This is a genomic window from Deltaproteobacteria bacterium (genome assembly GCA_016223005.1).
Taxonomy (GTDB): Bacteria; Desulfobacterota; GWC2-55-46; order UBA9637; family GWC2-42-11; genus JACRPW01.
Genome location: JACRPW010000036.1, coordinates 6698 through 25055 on the forward strand (window position 1 = coordinate 6698; position 18358 = coordinate 25055).

The window sequence follows — 18358 nt, forward strand, 5'->3', positions numbered from 1 at the left end:
CTTTCCTGTTTCAATGACTATAATTCTTGAGTCCTGATTTTTTTCTACCTTGTTTAAGCCAAACCGCTTCCTTAAATCAACTACAGGTATTACCTTTCCCCTTAAGTTTATAACACCTTCAACAAAATCAGGGGACCTCGGCACCCGTGTAATCTCAACCATCTTGATTATCTCCTGCACCGCCAAAATATCTACAGCAAATTCTTCTTTGCCAATTTTAAATGTTACTAACTGCAGTTCACCATTATTTTTTCGTCCTTCTGCCATATGTCTTACCTCCTTTACTAGGGACACTTCCCCTATTTTACTATTTTAGATTTTCAAAATAGGGGAAGTGTCCCTAGATTTATGTGCGGCCCTGTATCTCTCCCTTTCTTCTTCTGTCCAGACCTTTTCATCAGGTCCCCTCTTCCCTGCCCTTCTTTCCATAGTAAATTTTGAAACCATTTCCTTTAATTCAAATGCAATGTCTGACAAATCACGGACATCACCCATTCTCTGGTTTGCCCCTGCAGAAGTCTCTTTTGCTACGCCTGCCACTGCCTCTATATCACCGCTGATTTGGTCTGCCGCTGTTGACTGCTCCTCTGCTGCTGTTGCGATTTGCTGTATCATACCTGTAACCTTATTAACACTATCTACTATCTGTTCCAATGCCTCCCCTGCCTCTTTTGCAACTACTACCTCATTCTCTACTTTCTTTGTTCCTACATCCATTACACTAACTGCCTTTATAGTATCATCCTGTATGGTCTGTATCATCTCACCTATCTCTTTTGTCGCCTTTGTTGTCCTCTCTGCCAACTTCCTCACCTCATCCGCTACTACTGCAAAACCCCTCCCCTGTTCCCCTGCACGAGCCGCCTCTATCGCTGCATTTAATGCCAATAGATTTGTCTGGTCTGCTATGTCATCTATGACCTTTATAATCTTGCCGATTTCATTAGAACGAGAGCCTAACTCAGATATTACCTCTGCTGACTGCCGGACGCTCTGTGCTATGTCACTCATCCCTTCCACTGTCCTCTGGACCATTTCCCCGCCTTTTCTGGCTGCCTTGTCTGCCCCCTTTGCCGCCTCTGATGCCCCTGATGCATTCTTTGCAATTTCTATAACTGTTGCGCTCATCTCTGTAGATGCTGTTGCTACCTGTGCAGCCCTTTGGGTCTGGTCTTCTGTGTCTTGGACAATCTTGCCGAATGACTCTTGAAAATGCCATGCAGTAGATGTTACCCGCTCTACCCCAATGCTGATTTCCTTTGCAATATCATGCATCTTTTTAACCATCGCATTGAATGTATTAGTCATCTGCCCCATCTCATCCTGTGTATTTACCTCTGCTGTAACCCTAAGGTCCCCTGTTTGTTCCACCTCAGTCATAGTATGCATCAGATTATCCACAGGCTCTATTACCTTGTATTTAATTACCATAACAATTGCAATGCATCCGATAATCATCGCTGTAAAGAATATTAAAACTATATATAAATATAACCTAAAACTATCCTTTGCCTCTTTAACCTGTTTTTCAACCATCTTGCCTGCAGAGGTTGATACATCAAGGATTGTGTTTATAGCCTCTGTAGATTTATCAATCCACTGGCTTGCTGAAATAGGATAATTGCCAAGGTATGCCGCCTCATATACAGATTTTCTTGTCCCTTGAAATTTACCCAAAAACACCTCTTCCATTTTATCTATAGATTGTCTGATGGCTGCATCTGTTTTGGGGTTATTCTTTAGCAGTAACATTGCCTTTATATTAAGGTCAACAACTGCCCTGAACGAGTTGAGTTTAGATAACTGCTCCTCAACTATAGGCGAGCCTTTTGTAATCATTCCGCCTATGGTTGCCCTTTCCCTGCCTGCATATTCGCTTGCCAGCCATACCGCATGTTTAAGTTTCATGTTCAGACTAACGCCGCTGCTGAATGTATATGTATAACTAGGTGATATAACTGCCTCCTGCCTTAAATCAGCATTTGCATCAATAAAGTTTGTTATGAACTTAAACCATTCCTGCGGGGCAAAATCCTTTTTGTCTTTGCCAAGGCTTGCATCTGCCTTTGCCCTTGCCTCTTCCAAAGCCTTCCGTGCTTCATCTGTCTTCTTCAATGCCTCTTTAAAACCTGTATGCCCTGGGTCAAATGCAGCAAGGTTTTCTGCAACTGCCCGCCCCTTTTTAAATTCATCATCACCTTTTGCCCTCAGGTCTTTTATCTTCTGGCTCATACTGCTTTCAGCAGGCTTGTCGCTTGATAATGCAGTGTTTGTAACCCCTCGTTCTATTGCCTCCCAACCTGCTGCTGTGATGATATGGTCAGTGAGTTCATTTGCCATTACCAGTCTATCTGCCTCTTTAGACCAGTTATACACAAGCAAAAACAAGATGCCGCATAGAAGGATTATCAGAATGCCTGCTCCTGCTATCGCTGTATACAGAACTAGTTTAATACTAAAGTTCCTGAAGAGATTTTGTATAAGGGCTTTCATATTTGCCTCCTGATAAATTTTAATTTTAAAAAATGTTGCGGCTACCTTCAGGCCCCCGGCAGACTTTTCATACCCTTTCCCGCTATTCCCGCATTTCCCGCGTCTATCTTAAACCTTGATACAATCGTCTGCAGTTTAGAGGCAATGCCTGCCAAATCCGATGAGGCAGAAACTATCTGATTCGCTCCTTCTGATGTCTGCCTCGCTACACCTGCCACTGCCTCTATATCACCGCTGCTTTGGTCTGCTGCTGTTGACTGCTCCTCTGCTGCTGTAGCGATTTGCTGTATCATCCCTGATACCTTATCTACACTACCAACTATATGCCCTAATGCCTCTCCTGCCTCTTTCGCAAGTCTAACCTCTCTCTCCACTTCTTTTGTCCCTGCTTCCATTGCTCCAACCGCCTTTCTGGTCTCATTCTGTATCGCCTGTATCATATCCCCAATTTCTTTTGTCGCCTTTGTTGTCCTCTCTGCTAACTTCCGGACTTCATCTGCCACCACTGCAAAACCCCTCCCCTGTTCCCCTGCCCTCGCTGCCTCTATTGCTGCATTTAATGCCAATAGGTTTGTCTGGTCTGCTATGTCGTCTATTATACCTTTATGATTTTGCCGATTTCACGCGACCTCTCCCCTAGTGTGGCAATTACACCCGCTGAATCCTTTACGCTCTTTGCTATGTCATTCATCCCTTCTACTGTCTTCTGGACTATATCTCCGCCATTGCGCGCTAAATTATTGGCCTCTTTTGCCGCTTCTGCCGCGCCAGATGCATTCTTCGCTACCTCTATTATTGTAGCGCTCATCTCCTCTGATGCTGTGGCTACCGTAGATGCCCTCTGGGTCTGCTCGTCTGTCCCCTTCGCTATCTGGGTGGATGAGGCAGATAACTGCTCAGAGGCAGAGGCAAGATGAGTTACACCGTTCACCACATGTTGCATTATCTCGTTTAATGTCCCCTTCATCTTGTTCAAAGAGGCGGCAAGCAGCTCCATCTCATCCCCTGATTGTATATTCAAATCCTTGCATGTCAAATCTCCTTGCGCAATCTTATCCGCCATTTTAACAACATCGGCAACAGGGTTTTCTATCTTTTTTGCTATGAAAAATGCCACTAGAATTCCAATCGCAACAGCCGCTAAAACAATAAACAATGTCCACTCCCTAGCCCTCTTTGTTGATTGATTGACATCGTTCCAAGACTTTGTAAAATGTTTTTTAGCCATCTGTGTCCGTCTGTCCAATTCCTTATTTATCTTTTTGGCAGCAGAATCAAACTCAGGCATAAGTTTATTCCCCGCCTCTCTGCCTTCCTTTATATAGATATTTGTCATTTTCTTCCCTATTTCATAATATGTCTCAAAATTGGCGCTCATCTCTATAATCTTAGCCTCTACATCAGGCATATCTTTTGGACTGTCTTTAAAGACTTTGGAATGGCATAATGTGCATTTGGTGTGCATCTCATTAACATATCCCCTGAATTTTTCAGCCCATTCTTTGGCTTCGTTTATCCCGTCTGTCGTGCCTGTAGCGCTTGCATCGGTAAGGAATTGCTGGACCTGAATGGTTGCAACCTTCAGTTTTTCCACTATATCCAGATTCATTGAGGCAGTCTGGCTCATAAAACCAGTCTGCTGCTCAATCCCCTTTGAATAGATAAAAGTATACCCGCCTATAGCAGCCATAAGAAACAAGACCAAAGAAAAACCAACCAGTAACTTATTGCGAATCCTCCAGTTAAATAACTTCATAACTGTTTTCCTCCTTACCTCCTGATAAATTTTAATTTTAAAAAATGTGGTAGCCGCAGAGCCTGCCCCTGAATGCTTTTATCAGGGGCTTTAGCCTGCGCATTAACCCATTGATTTTATTGACTCTCAACGCAACCTAAAGGTTGCGGCTACCCATTTCCCGCCTTTCTCGCTTCTTACTTAACCGGTATAATCACACTTATCCCGCCCCGGACATCACCCTCTTTGTAGCCTTCCTTGATTCTCCCTGCTATGTCCTTCTCACCTGCAGGGTCGCCGTGGCACTTAAGGCACGGCTTTTCAATATAAAGAGGCAGCATATATCTATAAAACTTTCTGCCGCCTATATCTACAGCCTCTCCATGCCCTTCACCCTTTTTGTAGCCGGGCTCTTTAAATTTTGCGATTAGATTCGCCTCATATTCATCCGGCTTGTTTGCAGTATTCCTGTATTTATCTGATGTCTGTTTCAATCTGATGCCTGTCTTACTTGTAAACTTATCTCCAACCTTTTTGCCGTAAACCGCAGGGATAAACCCCTTAAATGCCATGCCTTCTTTGTTGATTAGTTCCTGCGCATCTGCAAGAACCTCTTTCATAGATTCTACATATGCAAGAAGAAGTTTATTTAACTCTGAATCAGGCTTTATTGCCTTTAAATCTACACCTGTTCTGTTCTTATAGTCTGCCACAACCTTGTCAAAAAAGACTTCCGGGGTTAGACCCTTATCCCCTTTTGCCGGGTCATTTATGAGGTCCTGACTCTGTGCGACAATTGCCCTGCCTGATACAAGGGCTATTGCCAATTTCCTTGCAATATCATCCTCACTGCCTGCAAAGGCATTTGTTATAAATGCAAAGAATGACATGATAACTACGATGGCGCTAATAATCTTTTCTGTCTTCATGGTTTTATCCTCCTTTTAATGCCGATAAATCGGCATGCTACAAAATGCCTGTATGTAGCTGCTCAATTCATTGGGCGTTTTTAAATGCGCTGATAAATCGGCAGACTACTTTCGCCTTTCCTTCACCTCCTTTTTCTTAATCCCCCATCCTTAAAACCCTTGCCGCATCTTCAGGGGTTACAGGATTTACATAGAATTCCTCTTCCCATTTAAACCTCTTCATCTCCTTTAAAAGGGGAAGGATTTCAAAATGCCAGTGGAAGTCATCTCTCAATGTCTTCCCCTCGCCATTAACAAATGAGGAATTCTCATTCGGGCTGTTATGAAGAACCATATAATAATGTGGGGTTACAGATTCAATCCTTGATAAAATAAATTTTACAGATTCCGCCAGCATCTCCCTGTAATCCCCATACTTCATAGCCTTTTCAAAGGTATAAGAGTGCTTTTTGGGGAATATCCAAACCTCATAAGGAAATCTTGAGGCATAAGGGCATATTGCAATAAAACCATCGTTCTCAAAGATAATCCTTTTCCTATATTTAATCTCCTGATGTATTATGTCGCAAAAGAGACACCTTTCTTTGCTTTTATAGTGATATTGCGCAAATCGTAGTTCCTGCTCAATCCGTTTGGGAATCATAGGGGTCGCCATCAGATGAGAATGGATGTGTTTGATCCTTGTGCCTGTAAATTCACCGCGGTTTTTGAACAAAAGTATCTGCTTCATCCGTTTATCGTTCTTTAAATCCTCTATCCTATTTGCATACGCATCAAATACACAAATAATATCCTTAAGTTCCATATCGCTTAAAGAAATATTATGGGATGGATGCTCAACAATAATCTCATGGGCCCCCCTGTTCTTCATCCTGCTGTAAATGAGTTCTGCCTCTCTGTCCTCACTGTATTCAATCCTGAAAACAGGGTTTATGTCAGGAAAGACCCTTACCTTCCAATTACCATTTTCCCCTATCTCATGAATAGAAGACGGTGTTCTGTCCTCATTACCAGGACAAAAAGGGCATACATCTTCTAAATCGGTCTTACCCATCACCTCTTTGCCTGTAATAACCCATGACATTGTTGTAGGGTCTAATCTCATCTCAGCCATATAATCCTCCATCACTATATCGCTATCTTGGTTCCTGCATTATCCCTTCCTCATTCAGTATTACAATATCCACCCTTCTGTTTCTCATCCTTCCTTCTGATGTATCGTTTGGAGAAACAGGTTTGAATTCACCATACCCTATTGCAGATATCTTCCCCGGATTAAGCCCATACACATCTACCATGTATCTTAACATATTCAATGCCCTTGCTGTGGAAAGTTCCCAATTAGACGGGAACTCTAAAGTCTTTATAGGGATATTATCGGTATGTCCTTCTATCCTTACATAGTTAGACATCTCCTTTAGCATACCTGCGATTTCATCTATAGCGGCGGCTGCACCAGGCATGATTTTAGCATTACCGGATTCGAACAAAATCCCTTCTGAAAAACTAATAACAATGCCTCTCTTTTCAATACTGACATTTACCTTTCCACTTTTCTCCATCTCAGAGACTACTGACTGAACCTTTTTGTAATCAGATGAAAAGGTTTTTTTAAATGCATCTGTTATGAGAATTTTCATAGAGTCTTCTTTAAGTTCAGGGTTAATTTGAGTATCCTGTTTTTTAGCCTCTTTGGCATTAAAGGCTGCGGCTAGTGATTCACCCACAGTTCTATACTTGCCTTCATTTACTGATGATATTGCATACATGGTGGTAAAAAATGCGAAGAGCAGGGTTATAAAATCTGCATAAGAGACCATCCACCTGTCTGTATTTTCATGCTCTTCCTGTTTTTTTCTTTTATTCATAGTTGTCATTTCCCGCCTTTCTCGCCTTTCTCATCTCCTGCTTCTTTCACCTTCTTTCAGAAATCCCTCAAGCCTTTCCCTTATTATCACAGGGTTTTCTCCTGATGCCAGAGAGGCAAGCCCCTCTTTTATTAACTCCTTCTGAAGATTTTCCTCCTTGATTTTCACCTTTAATTTTCCTGCAACAGGAAGCCAGAACAGATTTGCAGAACCAACACCATAAACAGTTGCAACAAATGCTACTGCTATGCCCTCACCAAGTTTTGCAGGTTCAGCAAGGTTTTCCATAACATGGATGAGCCCAAGCACAGCACCCAATATGCCTATTGTAGGCGCATACCCGCCTGCGGATTCAAAGACCTTTGCAGACAGAAGTTTTCTATCTTCATCCTGAACCATATCTATCTCAAGAATCCCTCTGATTTCATCAGGCGCCTTGCCGTCAACCGCTAACTGGACACCCTTCCTAAAGAATGGGTTTTCAATCTCTTTAATCTTATTTTCCAGTATTAACAGTCCTTCTCTCCTTGTAAGCCATGCGAACTGAATTATCTGTTCCATTATCTTTTTGGCGCTGTTTTTATCATTAAATATTGCCCGCCTTAGTAAACTTATGGCTAAACTGACTACTGACAGGGGGTAGTTGACAAGGACAGCGCCAATAGTCCCTCCGAATACAATTATTGCCGCAGTAAGTTGAATTATGGAGGATAACTCGCCCCCTTCAAGAATCTGTCCACCAACAATGGCTGCAATGCCAAGCGCAATGCCTATGATAGTTAAGATATCCATAAAGTACCGCAAGAAACGCGAGAAATGGCATTTCTTGCCTTTCCCGCTTTTCTCGCTTTCTTCCTACACCATATTCAGTATCTCGCCTGCTATTTCAGGAAGAGGCACAACTTTATCTGCAAGTCCTTCATCAACAACTGCCTTTGGCATACCGTAAACAACACATGTTCCCTCATCCTGTGCTATAGCCCTCCCGCCTGCATTCTTGATAGCCCTTATGCCATCTTTGCCGTCGCTTCCCATACCTGTCATAATCACACCTATTGAACGACACGGAAAACACTGGGCAATTGATGTAAATGAAATATCAACACACGGCTTGTATATAGCGTCAGAAGGATTATTATCCATGTCCAGTTCAACCTCTATTGCCCCCCTTCTTTTAAGTCGGGTATGGACACCGCCTGGGGCTACAAGCACTATGCTTGGTTTAATAGCATCACCACTCCTAGCCTCCCTCACCTCCATACCACATATACCATTAAGCCTTTCAGCATAAGGACCTGTAAAAGTCATTGGCATATGCTGGACAACCAGTATCCCTGCCGGAAAATCAGACGGGAGCATTGTCAACACATCCTGCACAGCCTTTGGTCCACCTGTGGAGGCGCCAATAGCGACAACCGCTACCTTTTGGCTTACAAACTTATCCTTAAAGGGAGGGGTGAGGGGTGCGGGGTGAGGAGTTGACTGCTTACTGCTTACTTTCTTTCTGGAGACCGCCTTGATTTTGGATATAAGTTCATCCTTTATCCTGACAATATTAACAGAAAGGTCTCCAAGATTTTTAGGTATGTAATCAACAGCACCAAGTTCAAGGGCATCAAATGTTGCATGCGCACCCTCTGTAGTAATGGAAGAAAGCATAAGCACAGGCATAGGCTTCTTTTCCATTATAATTTTTAATGCCTCAAGACCGTTCATCCTCGGCATCTCAACATCAAGCGTTATAACATCGGGTGAGTTCGCCATAGCCATTTCAACACCTTCCATCCCATCCCTTGCCAAGCCAATAACCTCTATATCAGGGTCATCTTCTATGAGCCCTTTAATAGCCTTTCTCATAAAGGCTGAATCATCAACAATCAAGACCCGTATTTTTTTATGCATATGCCGTCATTTCCTGCTAAACCTGTGCAAATATACCCATGATATCCAGTATAAGGACAACCTGACCACTGCCTGTTACTGTTGCGCCTGCTATGCCCTTTATATTAGACAAATATTCACCCATTGATTTTATAACAATCTCTTCCTGACCATGCAGGGCATCAACCACTACACCAACCTCTTTATCACCCATTGCTATTATAACTACATAGGGTCTTTCACTGCATTGCGACTGTTTCTCCAAAAGGTTTGAAAGACGAATAAGGGGGAATACCGTGTTTCTGACATATATAACCTCTTTCTTATCAACGGTCTTTATTTCATCGGAGTTAATCTTTAATATCTCCACTACTGTTGAAAGCGGAATCGCATATATCTCTTTACTTGCCTCCACCATAAGCGATTGTATTATTGCAAGGGTCAAAGGCAAACCGATTGTAATCCTTGTGCCTTTTCCTATCTCTGTATTTATATCTATTGTCCCGTTTAATTTACTTATATTTGTCTTCACCACATCCATACCAACACCCCTGCCTGAGACATCAGTCACCTCTTTTGCTGTTGAAAATCCCGGCATGAAGATAATATTTAGTATCTCCTTATTACTCATCTTGTCTGCGTCCTGCCTTGTCATAATACCCTTTTCTACTGATTTTTCTCTCAGGATATTGGCATCTATGCCATTGCCGTCATCCTCTATAGTAATAAATATATTATTACCCCTATGGTATGCTGACAGCATAATAGTCCCCTTCGGTTTCTTGCCTCTTTGAACCCTTACATCAGGTTTTTCTATACCGTGGTCTACTGAATTGCGGATAAGATGCACAAGCGGGTCCCCTATTTCCTCTATAACGGTCTTGTCAAGTTCGGTCTCTTCACCAACAAGGGTAAGTTCTATCTCTTTACCCTTTATCCTTGCCATGTCCCTTACCATTCTTGGGAATTTACTAAATACCCTGCCTATAGGCTGCATTCGGGTCTTCATAACAGCCAATTGCAAATCAGTTGTTATGACATTCAGGCTTGATATAGTCTTTCTTATTGCAGTTGTAGTTTCATCCTCACCATATCTTGCCTCCATATCACCTGCCAGCCTCACTAGTCTGTTTCTGCCAAGAACAAGTTCACCAACCAGATTTAAAACATTATCAAGTCTTTTTATATCAACCCTTATGGTGGTCTCATGCACAGTATCGGTTGTTCTGCCCTGATTTGAGAGTGCTGCGGAAATGTCTTCTTTTTTTATAAATCCTTTTCTCACAAGCACATCCCCAATCTTTTCAGCGCCTCTCTGGTCAAGCATTGCCTCATCCATCTGAGTCCTTGTAATCACCTTTTTCTCTAAAAGAATCTCACCAAGCATCTTTGGCTTGTCACTAGACAGGATTACTGCTTCATCTTCTTTTTTTCCAACAGGCGGTATTGATACTTGTTCTGTAGTTATTTTCTCCGCAACATGCTGACTGGGGACAGATTTCAAATCTGTCCCCGCTGTTTCTACAGAAACAGGAGCCTCTGCATCTTTAAGCTCATTAATAACACCTGATATATCCTCCTCTTTCCCATCCCCTTCCCTTACATGCGAAAGAAGGAGTTTAAGCATATCAACTGCCTTAAGGATCGCATCCATGATTGACGGAGTAACCTTCAAGGTTCCCTGACGAAGTTTGTTAAGCAGATTTTCTGCAGTATGAGACAGATCAACAATCTGTTTAAACCCAAGAAAACCCGCAGCGCCTTTTGTGGTATGGACAGCCCTGAAAATCGCATTCAAAAGTTCCTGACTATCAGGGGTTTTTTCCAGTTCAACAAATTTTTGGTCAAGTCCGTCTAAAATCTCAGTAGTTTCAATAATAAAATCCTGAATTATCTCTTGCATTTCGTCAGCCATAGGTCTCTCCATTATTTAGTGTCTGTGTATAAACTATGACTTTATTAGTCCGTCATTCCCTGACTTGATCGGGGAATCCAGCCTTTTCAATGTCTTCTGGATTGTCCGGTCAAGCCGGACAATGACAAAAACTTACTTTATACACAGACATATTTAGTGAGCAGTTAGCGGTTACTGCTTACCGCTCACGGCTCACTGTCATTAAATCTAAAACCCAAGATTGTTCATGATGTCATCCACAAGGTCCTGCTTGAGCACCCCGCCGCTTTCTTTCAGTCCTTTAAGCATTTCATCTCTTTTTGTTTTATCCTTGTGATGTCCGAAGATTACAAGAACCTCAAGAAGCCTTGCCTCTATGCCTTCTATAAGATTTTTCATTTTCATAATCTTCTGCCCTGCCAAATCCTGAAATGAAAGGTTTGCAAATACCTCCATAAGATTGGCCTTGCTTTTTTTATTTATTGCTCCAAGTTCATTTATCGTAGTTCTTGCAACACTGTCGTTATCAAGCATATTCAACCCTTCACCCCACTGCAAAAGACGGTTAAGCAAGGTTTCTATCATTTCATGGTCTGTCATAAGGTCTTCAGTAAGGAGCATCAAGCTGTCAGCAGCAGTAGAAAGTGTTTTATCAATATCCATAAGTTGACTTGATGTCTCAGGAACCTTTTCAGAGGTATCTTTGATATTAGGGTCAATGACAAGAAAGTTCTGTCTGATTTTTTCAAGGTGGACTGCAAGTTCAGCCAGCACACCGTGAAGTTGTTCGGGTTTCAATCCCCTGTTAAGATTGCCATCAGCCAATGCCTTTGCAACATCTATGACTTCCTTCATGTTGACATCTTCCATAATCAGCCTCCTAATCTCTCTTTGATTTTATCCATCTTTTCCTTTAGTATCGCGGCTGTAAATGGTTTAACAATGTAGTTATTCACCCCAGCCTGAACAGCCTCTATTACATTTTCTTGTTTTGCCTCAGCAGTAACCATTAGGATAGGCAGGTGTTTTAGGTTCGCATCTGCCCTCACTGTCTTTAAGAGGTCTATCCCTGTCATATTTGGCATATTCCAGTCTGATATAACAAAATCAAATTTATCATTCTTAAGTTTTACCAGCGCTGTTGCGCCGTCATCAGCCTCTTCTACATTGAGATAATTGAGTTCCTTCAGGAGGTTTCTTATTATCCTCCGCATAGTGGAAAAATCATCCACCACAAGTATCTTCATTTTTTCATCAAACATTTTAGCCACCTCCCTGTTTATACTAACGTGCCTTTCCCGCAGTATCCTTTTAAAGTAATTTCTGGATTTGATAAGCCAGCCATTTGGATGTTACAGGCTTTGTCATATATACATCCACCCCTGCCTGAAGCCCTGTTTCTTTATCCTTTTCACTAGATTCTGTAGTAAGCATGATGACCGGCATACCCTTATAGTTCTCATCTGTCTTTATATTCCTCGCCAGTTCAAGACCATCCATCTGCGGCATATTCAAGTCAGTTACCACAAGGGATATTTCATTCTGTGCAAGTTTTTCAAGTGCATCAAAACCATTTACCGCACCTATAGGATTGTATCCAGCGCCCTTTACCATATAGGAAATAAGTTTTCTTGTCGTATCGCAATCATCCACTATAAGGATATTCTTACTCATAGGATTACCTCCATTCACTATTCACTATTCACTATTCACTGTTTCTATATCTTCTGATATGTTACACATTTGTTTATGCCTACAGGTTTAAATGCCCTTGTTAGATTAAAGAGTGATTCTGAAAATCCAACCACCAGAAAACCGCCGTCTACAAGGCTGTCATAAAAGTGACCAATCACCTTTCTTTTAGCATTATCATCAAAATATATAAGGACATTCCTGCAGAATATTACATCCATACCCCTTACACCCCTCATCTGCACCACATCCAACAGGTTTAGATTTGTAAGCCTTACCATCTGCTTTACCTCAGGTTTAACAACATAGCCGCTGCTGGAATTTAAAAAATATTTTTTAATAATTGCTTCATTTGTATTCCTTACAGCATATTCACCATATGCAGCCCTTCTTGCTGATGTCAAAACCTGTTCACTTATATCTGATGCTGTAATTTCAACACCCCATCCCTTGAGCGTCAAACCTTCTTCCATTGCCATCATTGCCAGGGTATAAGGCTCTTCTCCTGTGGAACAGCCTGCACTCCATATCCTTACAGATTTCTGTCCTGAGTTTGCTTTTTTTTCCATAATCTTTGGAATTATGCCGAACCTGAATGCATCAAGTTGGTTTATATCCCTGAAGAAACTTGTCTCATTTGTGGTAACTGCATTAAATAATTCTTTAAGTTCATCATCCTTTTTCAGGTCGTATCTTAAGAAATAAAGATATTCTTCATAGTTTGAAAGGTTTCTAGCCTCAAGCCTCCTTGAAAGCCTGTCTTCAAGAAGATAGGTCTTGTTTTCTTGAAAAAACATACCGCTCTTCTCATAAATAAAATCCCTTAATTGCACAAATATCTCTCTTGAAATCTTTGGTCTTTCCATTTATTTACCTAGCCCTGTCAGGATGAAATCTGTTAAAGCGAGTCTCTTGCGGCTGCACTTATATACGGGTCAATGTGGTCAATAAATCCCTTTAATACATATTCAGATTCCTTTGAGCCGATATGACCAAGCGCATTTATACATGCAGCCTTTACAGGCAATCCGTCATTAAGAAGGATATCAATTATTATATCTTCAGCGCCTTTAATCTTTTTATCCGCAATAATCTCTATTGCCCTGAACCTTACCCACATATCTGCATCACTCAAGGCGATTATGATAAGGTCATCACAGCCGTCCCTTGTCCTTATAACCTCTAGCGCAGAAAGTCTGACTCCCTTGTTTTCATCCTTTAAACACCTTGAAACAATATCTGTAACATCACCGCCTTCAAAACTACCCAGAGATTTAACCGCCTCAATCCTTATATCAGGCTCTAAGTCATTTATAAGAGCCATAAGGTGTTTTTTTGTTGATTCTATATTTAATCTCCCTAGACCCTTTATTGCCGCAATTCTTATTGATGTCTGTTCATTAGAAAGTAATCTGACAAACAAATCCTTCACCTCATCTCCAGCATACATGGACATTGCATCAGAAATGATTTCCTGAACATCTTTATACGGCTCATCTATCAAGGCATCATATAAAAGTGGAATTGCCCTGCTGTCCCCTAGTTTGCCAAGCATCGCGGCAGCAAGCCCTCTGATGTGTCCATCTTTATCCCTAAGGGCGCTGCTGATGGTTTCAAAAGAAGAGACTGTTTCTATCTTCTCAAGACTCTTCAAAAGCACTGCCCTTGTTTCCCTGTCCACCTTCTCAATAAGAGACTTGATTTCATCTGCAGAAGAAGGATCGCCGATATCCCCAAGCGCCTCGGCAAGTATAGATATATTTGCCGGTTCTTTTCTCAATGCCTTAATAATAACACTGCTGCTGCCTACAGATGCTATTGTATGCCTCAGAAGGGGGACAGTCTCTTCATCATTTTCATCTATATCTTCAGCAAATTTTAACAAGGCATCTATTGCCTGTCTTTTCCCAAGTAACCCAATCCCTTTCAGAGAATCCCTTTTTTCAAACAGGTCGCCATTTTTTAGTTTGTCTGTAAATATCTTTAGAAATATGTCTTTATGAGAATCATCCATTTTAGTCAGGAATCTTTCAACAAATCTAACCGCTGTATCCACTGCCATAATATCTGTAATATCCAAACTGCTTATGACAGACATAATCTTTTTCAAATCTTTTGCTTGCGCAAGATGAGATAAGGCATCAATCGCAGCAATCTTTGACATATCGTAATTTTTTACCGCATCAAGAAGTCTATCAACCATATCAGGACTGCCAAGACTGCCCAATGCCTCAATCACAGAAAACCTTACCCATTCGTCATTATCCTTCAGCATATCTATAAGACAGCCTGCGGCGCTGAATACCTTGAGTTTACTAACAGTATTTACGGCAGCAGCCCTTACATTTTTATTAGGGTGATTAAGTACCGGTATAAGATGAGGGGATAAAGCGGGATTTCCTATGTTTCCAAGTATATCAAGGGCAAACTTAACAATATCATCATCCTTTTCATTTAAAAGGGCAATAACAGACTGCTCTGCATCTTTGCCAAGCCTTTCCAGAATCTCTATAGCCATGTTTCTCAAAGATGCGTTATCTTCCTCATAGAGAAGCGGGATAACAGCGTCTGCTGCATCCTGTCCCCCAATATTTACAAGGGCATTTACTGCCGCATCCTTAATACCCTGGTCGCTTCCTTTTAAAAGAGAGACAATGGGTTTTATAGCCCTTTTATCCCTCATATCTCCGAGCAGTTCTATGGTTTCGTGAAGCACTGCCCTGTCATCTGAATTTAACCTGTTTATAAGGTCATCCATGTTTATCATGATTTGTCCTTTCTTTTATGTATCGGAATATCCCAATATTTCTTTAGTTAATATTTATTTATCTCTTAATATATAGACCCAATCAACTATTGGGTCTATCCTGTGAAAATTCTTTAACCTTTCTACCATTATACCTGTCAGGGTATTGCCTTTGGGGAGTAATAGTTTCTTGCCATTTGTATAAATATCTTTAGCAAGAATCATGCCTTCTTTAATCATAGAAAAAGGCACCTCCTGCACACTTTCTTCATCATCTTTCTTACCTTCCACTATTTCTATAAGATGATTGACCGCCTCAGGGTCCAAATCTATGCCCCGCTCTTTTTTTAGTTCTATGACAGCAGTTTTTTTATCGTGGAGTCTGAAAATATTATCAAATCTATTGGCAGCAGATATTATCCTTGAACCAACAGGTATCTCTTCTCCTCTAAGTCTGTCAGGATACCCCCTGCCTGACCACCCTTCATGATGGCTCCTTATTATAAGTCCAATCTGTTTTAAATCAGGTAATTCCCCAATCGCATCCTGCCCTGCAATAGGATGCTGTCTGAAAAGACTTATCTCTACATCACTCATGGAATCTTCATCTTTTTTGAGAATCTCTTTAGGTACACCTATAATCCCGATATCATGTAAAAGGGCGGCAGATTCAATAAATTCAATTTCCCTGCTATCCAGCCCCATCTTCACTGCAATCTCTCTGGAAAGTTTCGCAACCCTTTTTGAATGTCCGCTAAGGTGCGGGTCATAAAGTTCCATTAAATCTACACAGATTCTTATAAATGCAAAAAAACTCTCCCTTAACTGCCTTGTCCTGTCTTCAACCTTTCGTTCAAGCGATTCGTTTAATTCTTTAAGTTCTTTGTTTTGTTTTTCTGTCAATTCAAAAAGCCGCGCATTCTCTTTCTTAAGTTCACACTGTTCAATAAGGTCTCTTACTGTAAGTTTTAAGGCATTGTCATCCCATGGTTTTGTAATATACCTATGCACCCCACTGACATTTATGGCAGAAACTGTTGCATCCATGTTCGCATACCCTGTAAGCATGATTCTTATTGTATCAGGCGAAATCTCTTTGACCTTTGCCAGAAAATCAACGCCCTCCATCTCTGGCATCCTGTGGTCGGAGATCACAAGGCTTATCTTGTTTTTTCCAAAGAGGGCGAGCCCATCTCTTGCATTATTTGCCTTGAGCATATTGTATCCCTCTTTCCTGAAGAGCCTGTAAAGTGATGAGAGTATATTCTCCCCATCATCAACAAACAGTATTATATGTTCTTTGGGATTAAGCATGGTTTACCTCTCCAAATGGCAGTCTGATTATAAACTTTGTCCCCTTGTCTGCCTCACTTTCCACATCTATTGTTCCGCCGTGTTTTTCTATGATGCTGTATGCTATTGCAAGCCCAAGCCCTGTGCCCATACCAACAGGCTTAGTTGTAAAAAACGGGTCAAATATCTTTGTCTTTACATCTTCTGACATACCTGCGCCTGTATCCAGTATTTCAATAACAACCCACCCATTATTAGTTGTCATAAACCCTTCAGCATATGTCTTTATTTTAATCTCACCCTTTGTTGGTATTGCATGGGCGGCATTTACAAGGATATTTGTAAAGACTTGATTTATCTGGTTAGGAAAACACCATATCTTATGGACATCACCATATTCTTTAGTAATATCTGCCTTGTATTTAAGTTCATTCCAGACCATCTTTATTGTTGACTCCAGCCCTTCATTAACATTAAACTCTACCATTTTAGACTCGCCTGAATGGGAGAATTCCCTTAAGCCCCTTACTATTTCCCTGACCCTTTCAACACCGTCATTTGATTCAGAAACAAGTTTATCCATATCCTCTATTGTAAACTCAAAATCTATATCCTGCTTAAATCCATCTATATCCTGCAGTATAGTACCTGCCTTCTCATAATCCTTATTCTTTACTGATTCCTCCAGCCATCTATACATGCTCAAAATCTCCTTAATCCCGATTACATAACTTGTAAGTGTGTTTAGATTGCTGTTCACAAAACCCATTGGATTATTTATCTCATGGGCAACACCTGCCGCCAACTGCCCGATTGATGCCATCTTTTCCCTTTGAACAAGATGTGTTTGGGCATCCTTCAACTCTTTATAGGTTTTTTCAAGAGCCACAGTTCTTCTTCTTACCCTATCCTCAAGTGTTGCCTTCGTCTCTTCAAGATTATGAATAGTCTCTATTGTCTGCCTCATATCCCTTGCCGCAATAATAATGCCTGCTAGTTTTTTTTGAGCATCACGCATGATTGAGGCATTAACAGCAACCTGTATCTTCTCGCCTTTTTTGCTAAGATAATTCATGTCATAGTTTCTTATACTTCCTTGTGCAACTATATCTTTAAGAAACAGAAACAATTTCATATCCTTGTCATCCACAACCAAGCCAACAGGTTTGCCAATGATTTCACAGACATTGTATCCAAGCATTTCTTCGGTAGTCTTGTTCACAAAAGATATGACAGCATCGGGATTTAATATCATTAAACTATCGCCCATATACCAGATAATATCCAGAACCTGTCTTCTGTCCAAAAAGAAAAGGTCAAGTCCGCTTGAGTCTATGCCACACCCGCAGTTATATGCCTCTTCCAATGTTCTTTCTTTGGATTTCAGAACCTCGTCTGTCAATTCAGCACCTCATTAATAAGCCTTGCGTTAATACGCAGGCTAAAGCCTGCGACTACCATAAAAATTGGGTCATGACACACAGTCTCCAAAATAGGGGGGACTTAAACCTTTCCCCTACATCTCACATCTCACATCTTCCAGTATCGGAAGACCTACGGTAAAGACCGAACCCTTGCCAATCTCACTACCCACATGGATATACCCTTTGTGCAACTCAAGTATAGACGCTGCAATGCTAAGACCAAGCCCTGTGCCGCCCATATCTGCCGCAGAATCTTTTCCGACCCTGACAAACCTCTCAAATATCCTTTCTGCCTCTTTTTTTTCAATACCTATCCCTGTATCTGTTACTGAGATTTCAAGAAGGTTTCTTTCTCCCAATTTTCTTACGCCGCATACACTTACTGCAATTCTGCCGCCTTCAT

Annotated in this window: 17 protein-coding genes and 1 pseudogene (1 of these 18 only partly in view); all 18 read right to left on the reverse strand. The window is 41.3% G+C overall.

The genetic code is table 11. From position 1 onward, the window contains the following. Positions 1–267, reverse strand: a pseudogene (locus HZC45_03905) (chemotaxis protein CheW) (it extends 230 nt beyond the left edge of the window). A 45-nt stretch (positions 268–312) separates the two neighbouring features. Then, positions 313–2493 (reverse strand): methyl-accepting chemotaxis protein, encoded by a 2181-nt coding sequence (locus HZC45_03910; GenBank protein ID MBI5682302.1) that lies wholly within the window; start codon positions 2491–2493, stop codon positions 313–315. A 47-nt stretch (positions 2494–2540) separates the two neighbouring features. After that, a complete protein-coding gene (locus HZC45_03915) occupies positions 2541–3059 on the reverse strand; it encodes a hypothetical protein (protein MBI5682303.1) in 519 nt (172 codons plus the stop codon). A 29-nt stretch (positions 3060–3088) separates the two neighbouring features. Continuing rightward, complete coding sequence (locus HZC45_03920) at positions 3089–4249, reverse strand: HAMP domain-containing protein (GenBank protein ID MBI5682304.1); 1161 nt, start codon at positions 4247–4249, stop codon at positions 3089–3091. A gap of 176 nt (positions 4250–4425) precedes the next feature. After that, positions 4426–5157 carry a DUF3365 domain-containing protein gene (locus tag HZC45_03925; GenBank protein MBI5682305.1) on the reverse strand — a complete coding sequence of 244 codons (732 nt, stop codon included), beginning with the start codon at positions 5155–5157 and terminating at the stop codon, positions 4426–4428. A gap of 136 nt (positions 5158–5293) precedes the next feature. Next, positions 5294–6271: a galactose-1-phosphate uridylyltransferase gene (locus tag HZC45_03930; protein MBI5682306.1), complete on the reverse strand. Its 978-nt coding sequence runs from the start codon at positions 6269–6271 to the stop codon at positions 5294–5296. A gap of 22 nt (positions 6272–6293) precedes the next feature. Further along, on the reverse strand, positions 6294–7025 hold the full coding sequence (locus HZC45_03935) for an OmpA family protein (protein MBI5682307.1): 732 nt from the start codon (positions 7023–7025) through the stop codon (positions 6294–6296). 30 nt (positions 7026–7055) lie between these two features. Then, the gene (locus HZC45_03940; GenBank protein ID MBI5682308.1) at positions 7056–7817 is read right to left on the reverse strand and encodes a flagellar motor protein; all 762 of its coding nucleotides are present in this window, start codon (positions 7815–7817) and stop codon (positions 7056–7058) included. Between the two features lie 63 nt (positions 7818–7880). Beyond that, positions 7881–8927 (reverse strand): chemotaxis response regulator protein-glutamate methylesterase, encoded by a 1047-nt coding sequence (locus tag HZC45_03945; protein ID MBI5682309.1) that lies wholly within the window; start codon positions 8925–8927, stop codon positions 7881–7883. Positions 8928–8943: 16 nt separating this feature from the next. Continuing rightward, the gene (locus HZC45_03950; GenBank protein MBI5682310.1) at positions 8944–10821 is read right to left on the reverse strand and encodes a chemotaxis protein CheA; all 1878 of its coding nucleotides are present in this window, start codon (positions 10819–10821) and stop codon (positions 8944–8946) included. Between the two features lie 207 nt (positions 10822–11028). Next, complete coding sequence (locus HZC45_03955) at positions 11029–11670, reverse strand: protein phosphatase CheZ (GenBank protein MBI5682311.1); 642 nt, start codon at positions 11668–11670, stop codon at positions 11029–11031. 2 nt (positions 11671–11672) lie between these two features. Beyond that, positions 11673–12047 carry a chemotaxis response regulator CheY gene (gene cheY, locus HZC45_03960; GenBank protein MBI5682312.1) on the reverse strand — a complete coding sequence of 125 codons (375 nt, stop codon included), beginning with the start codon at positions 12045–12047 and terminating at the stop codon, positions 11673–11675. Between the two features lie 64 nt (positions 12048–12111). Further along, complete coding sequence (locus tag HZC45_03965; GenBank protein MBI5682313.1) at positions 12112–12474, reverse strand: response regulator; 363 nt, start codon at positions 12472–12474, stop codon at positions 12112–12114. Between the two features lie 44 nt (positions 12475–12518). Further along, positions 12519–13358 carry a protein-glutamate O-methyltransferase CheR gene (locus tag HZC45_03970; protein MBI5682314.1) on the reverse strand — a complete coding sequence of 280 codons (840 nt, stop codon included), beginning with the start codon at positions 13356–13358 and terminating at the stop codon, positions 12519–12521. Positions 13359–13390: 32 nt separating this feature from the next. Then, positions 13391–15259 carry a HEAT repeat domain-containing protein gene (locus tag HZC45_03975; protein MBI5682315.1) on the reverse strand — a complete coding sequence of 623 codons (1869 nt, stop codon included), beginning with the start codon at positions 15257–15259 and terminating at the stop codon, positions 13391–13393. A 54-nt stretch (positions 15260–15313) separates the two neighbouring features. Continuing rightward, on the reverse strand, positions 15314–16552 hold the full coding sequence (locus HZC45_03980; GenBank protein MBI5682316.1) for a response regulator: 1239 nt from the start codon (positions 16550–16552) through the stop codon (positions 15314–15316). Further along, a complete protein-coding gene (locus HZC45_03985; protein ID MBI5682317.1) occupies positions 16545–17933 on the reverse strand; it encodes a PAS domain-containing protein in 1389 nt (462 codons plus the stop codon). Before HZC45_03985 ends, HZC45_03980 begins: the two co-directional genes overlap by 8 nt. Before the next feature lie 114 nt (positions 17934–18047). Next, the coding region (locus HZC45_03990; protein ID MBI5682318.1) for a PAS domain-containing sensor histidine kinase at positions 18048–18358 on the reverse strand (311 nt) is incomplete at its 5' end.

What these genes read in the sequence shown, in the direction of transcription:
- HZC45_03910 (MBI5682302.1), bottom strand. Translation starts at nt 2,493, where the DNA reads ATGAAAGCCCTTATACAAAATCTCTTCAGGAACTTTAGTATTAAACTA.
- HZC45_03920 (MBI5682304.1), bottom strand. Translation starts at nt 4,249, where the DNA reads ATGAAGTTATTTAACTGGAGGATTCGCAATAAGTTACTGGTTGGTTTT.
- HZC45_03925 (MBI5682305.1), bottom strand. Translation starts at nt 5,157, where the DNA reads ATGAAGACAGAAAAGATTATTAGCGCCATCGTAGTTATCATGTCATTC.
- HZC45_03930 (MBI5682306.1), bottom strand. Translation starts at nt 6,271, where the DNA reads ATGGCTGAGATGAGATTAGACCCTACAACAATGTCATGGGTTATTACA.
- HZC45_03935 (MBI5682307.1), bottom strand. Translation starts at nt 7,025, where the DNA reads ATGAATAAAAGAAAAAAACAGGAAGAGCATGAAAATACAGACAGGTGG.
- HZC45_03940 (MBI5682308.1), bottom strand. Translation starts at nt 7,817, where the DNA reads ATGGATATCTTAACTATCATAGGCATTGCGCTTGGCATTGCAGCCATT.
- HZC45_03945 (MBI5682309.1), bottom strand. Translation starts at nt 8,927, where the DNA reads ATGCATAAAAAAATACGGGTCTTGATTGTTGATGATTCAGCCTTTATG.
- HZC45_03950 (MBI5682310.1), bottom strand. Translation starts at nt 10,821, where the DNA reads ATGGCTGACGAAATGCAAGAGATAATTCAGGATTTTATTATTGAAACT.
- HZC45_03955 (MBI5682311.1), bottom strand. Translation starts at nt 11,670, where the DNA reads ATGGAAGATGTCAACATGAAGGAAGTCATAGATGTTGCAAAGGCATTG.
- cheY (MBI5682312.1), bottom strand. Translation starts at nt 12,047, where the DNA reads ATGAAGATACTTGTGGTGGATGATTTTTCCACTATGCGGAGGATAATA.
- HZC45_03965 (MBI5682313.1), bottom strand. Translation starts at nt 12,474, where the DNA reads ATGAGTAAGAATATCCTTATAGTGGATGATTGCGATACGACAAGAAAA.
- HZC45_03970 (MBI5682314.1), bottom strand. Translation starts at nt 13,358, where the DNA reads ATGGAAAGACCAAAGATTTCAAGAGAGATATTTGTGCAATTAAGGGAT.
- HZC45_03975 (MBI5682315.1), bottom strand. Translation starts at nt 15,259, where the DNA reads ATGATAAACATGGATGACCTTATAAACAGGTTAAATTCAGATGACAGG.
- HZC45_03980 (MBI5682316.1), bottom strand. Translation starts at nt 16,552, where the DNA reads ATGCTTAATCCCAAAGAACATATAATACTGTTTGTTGATGATGGGGAG.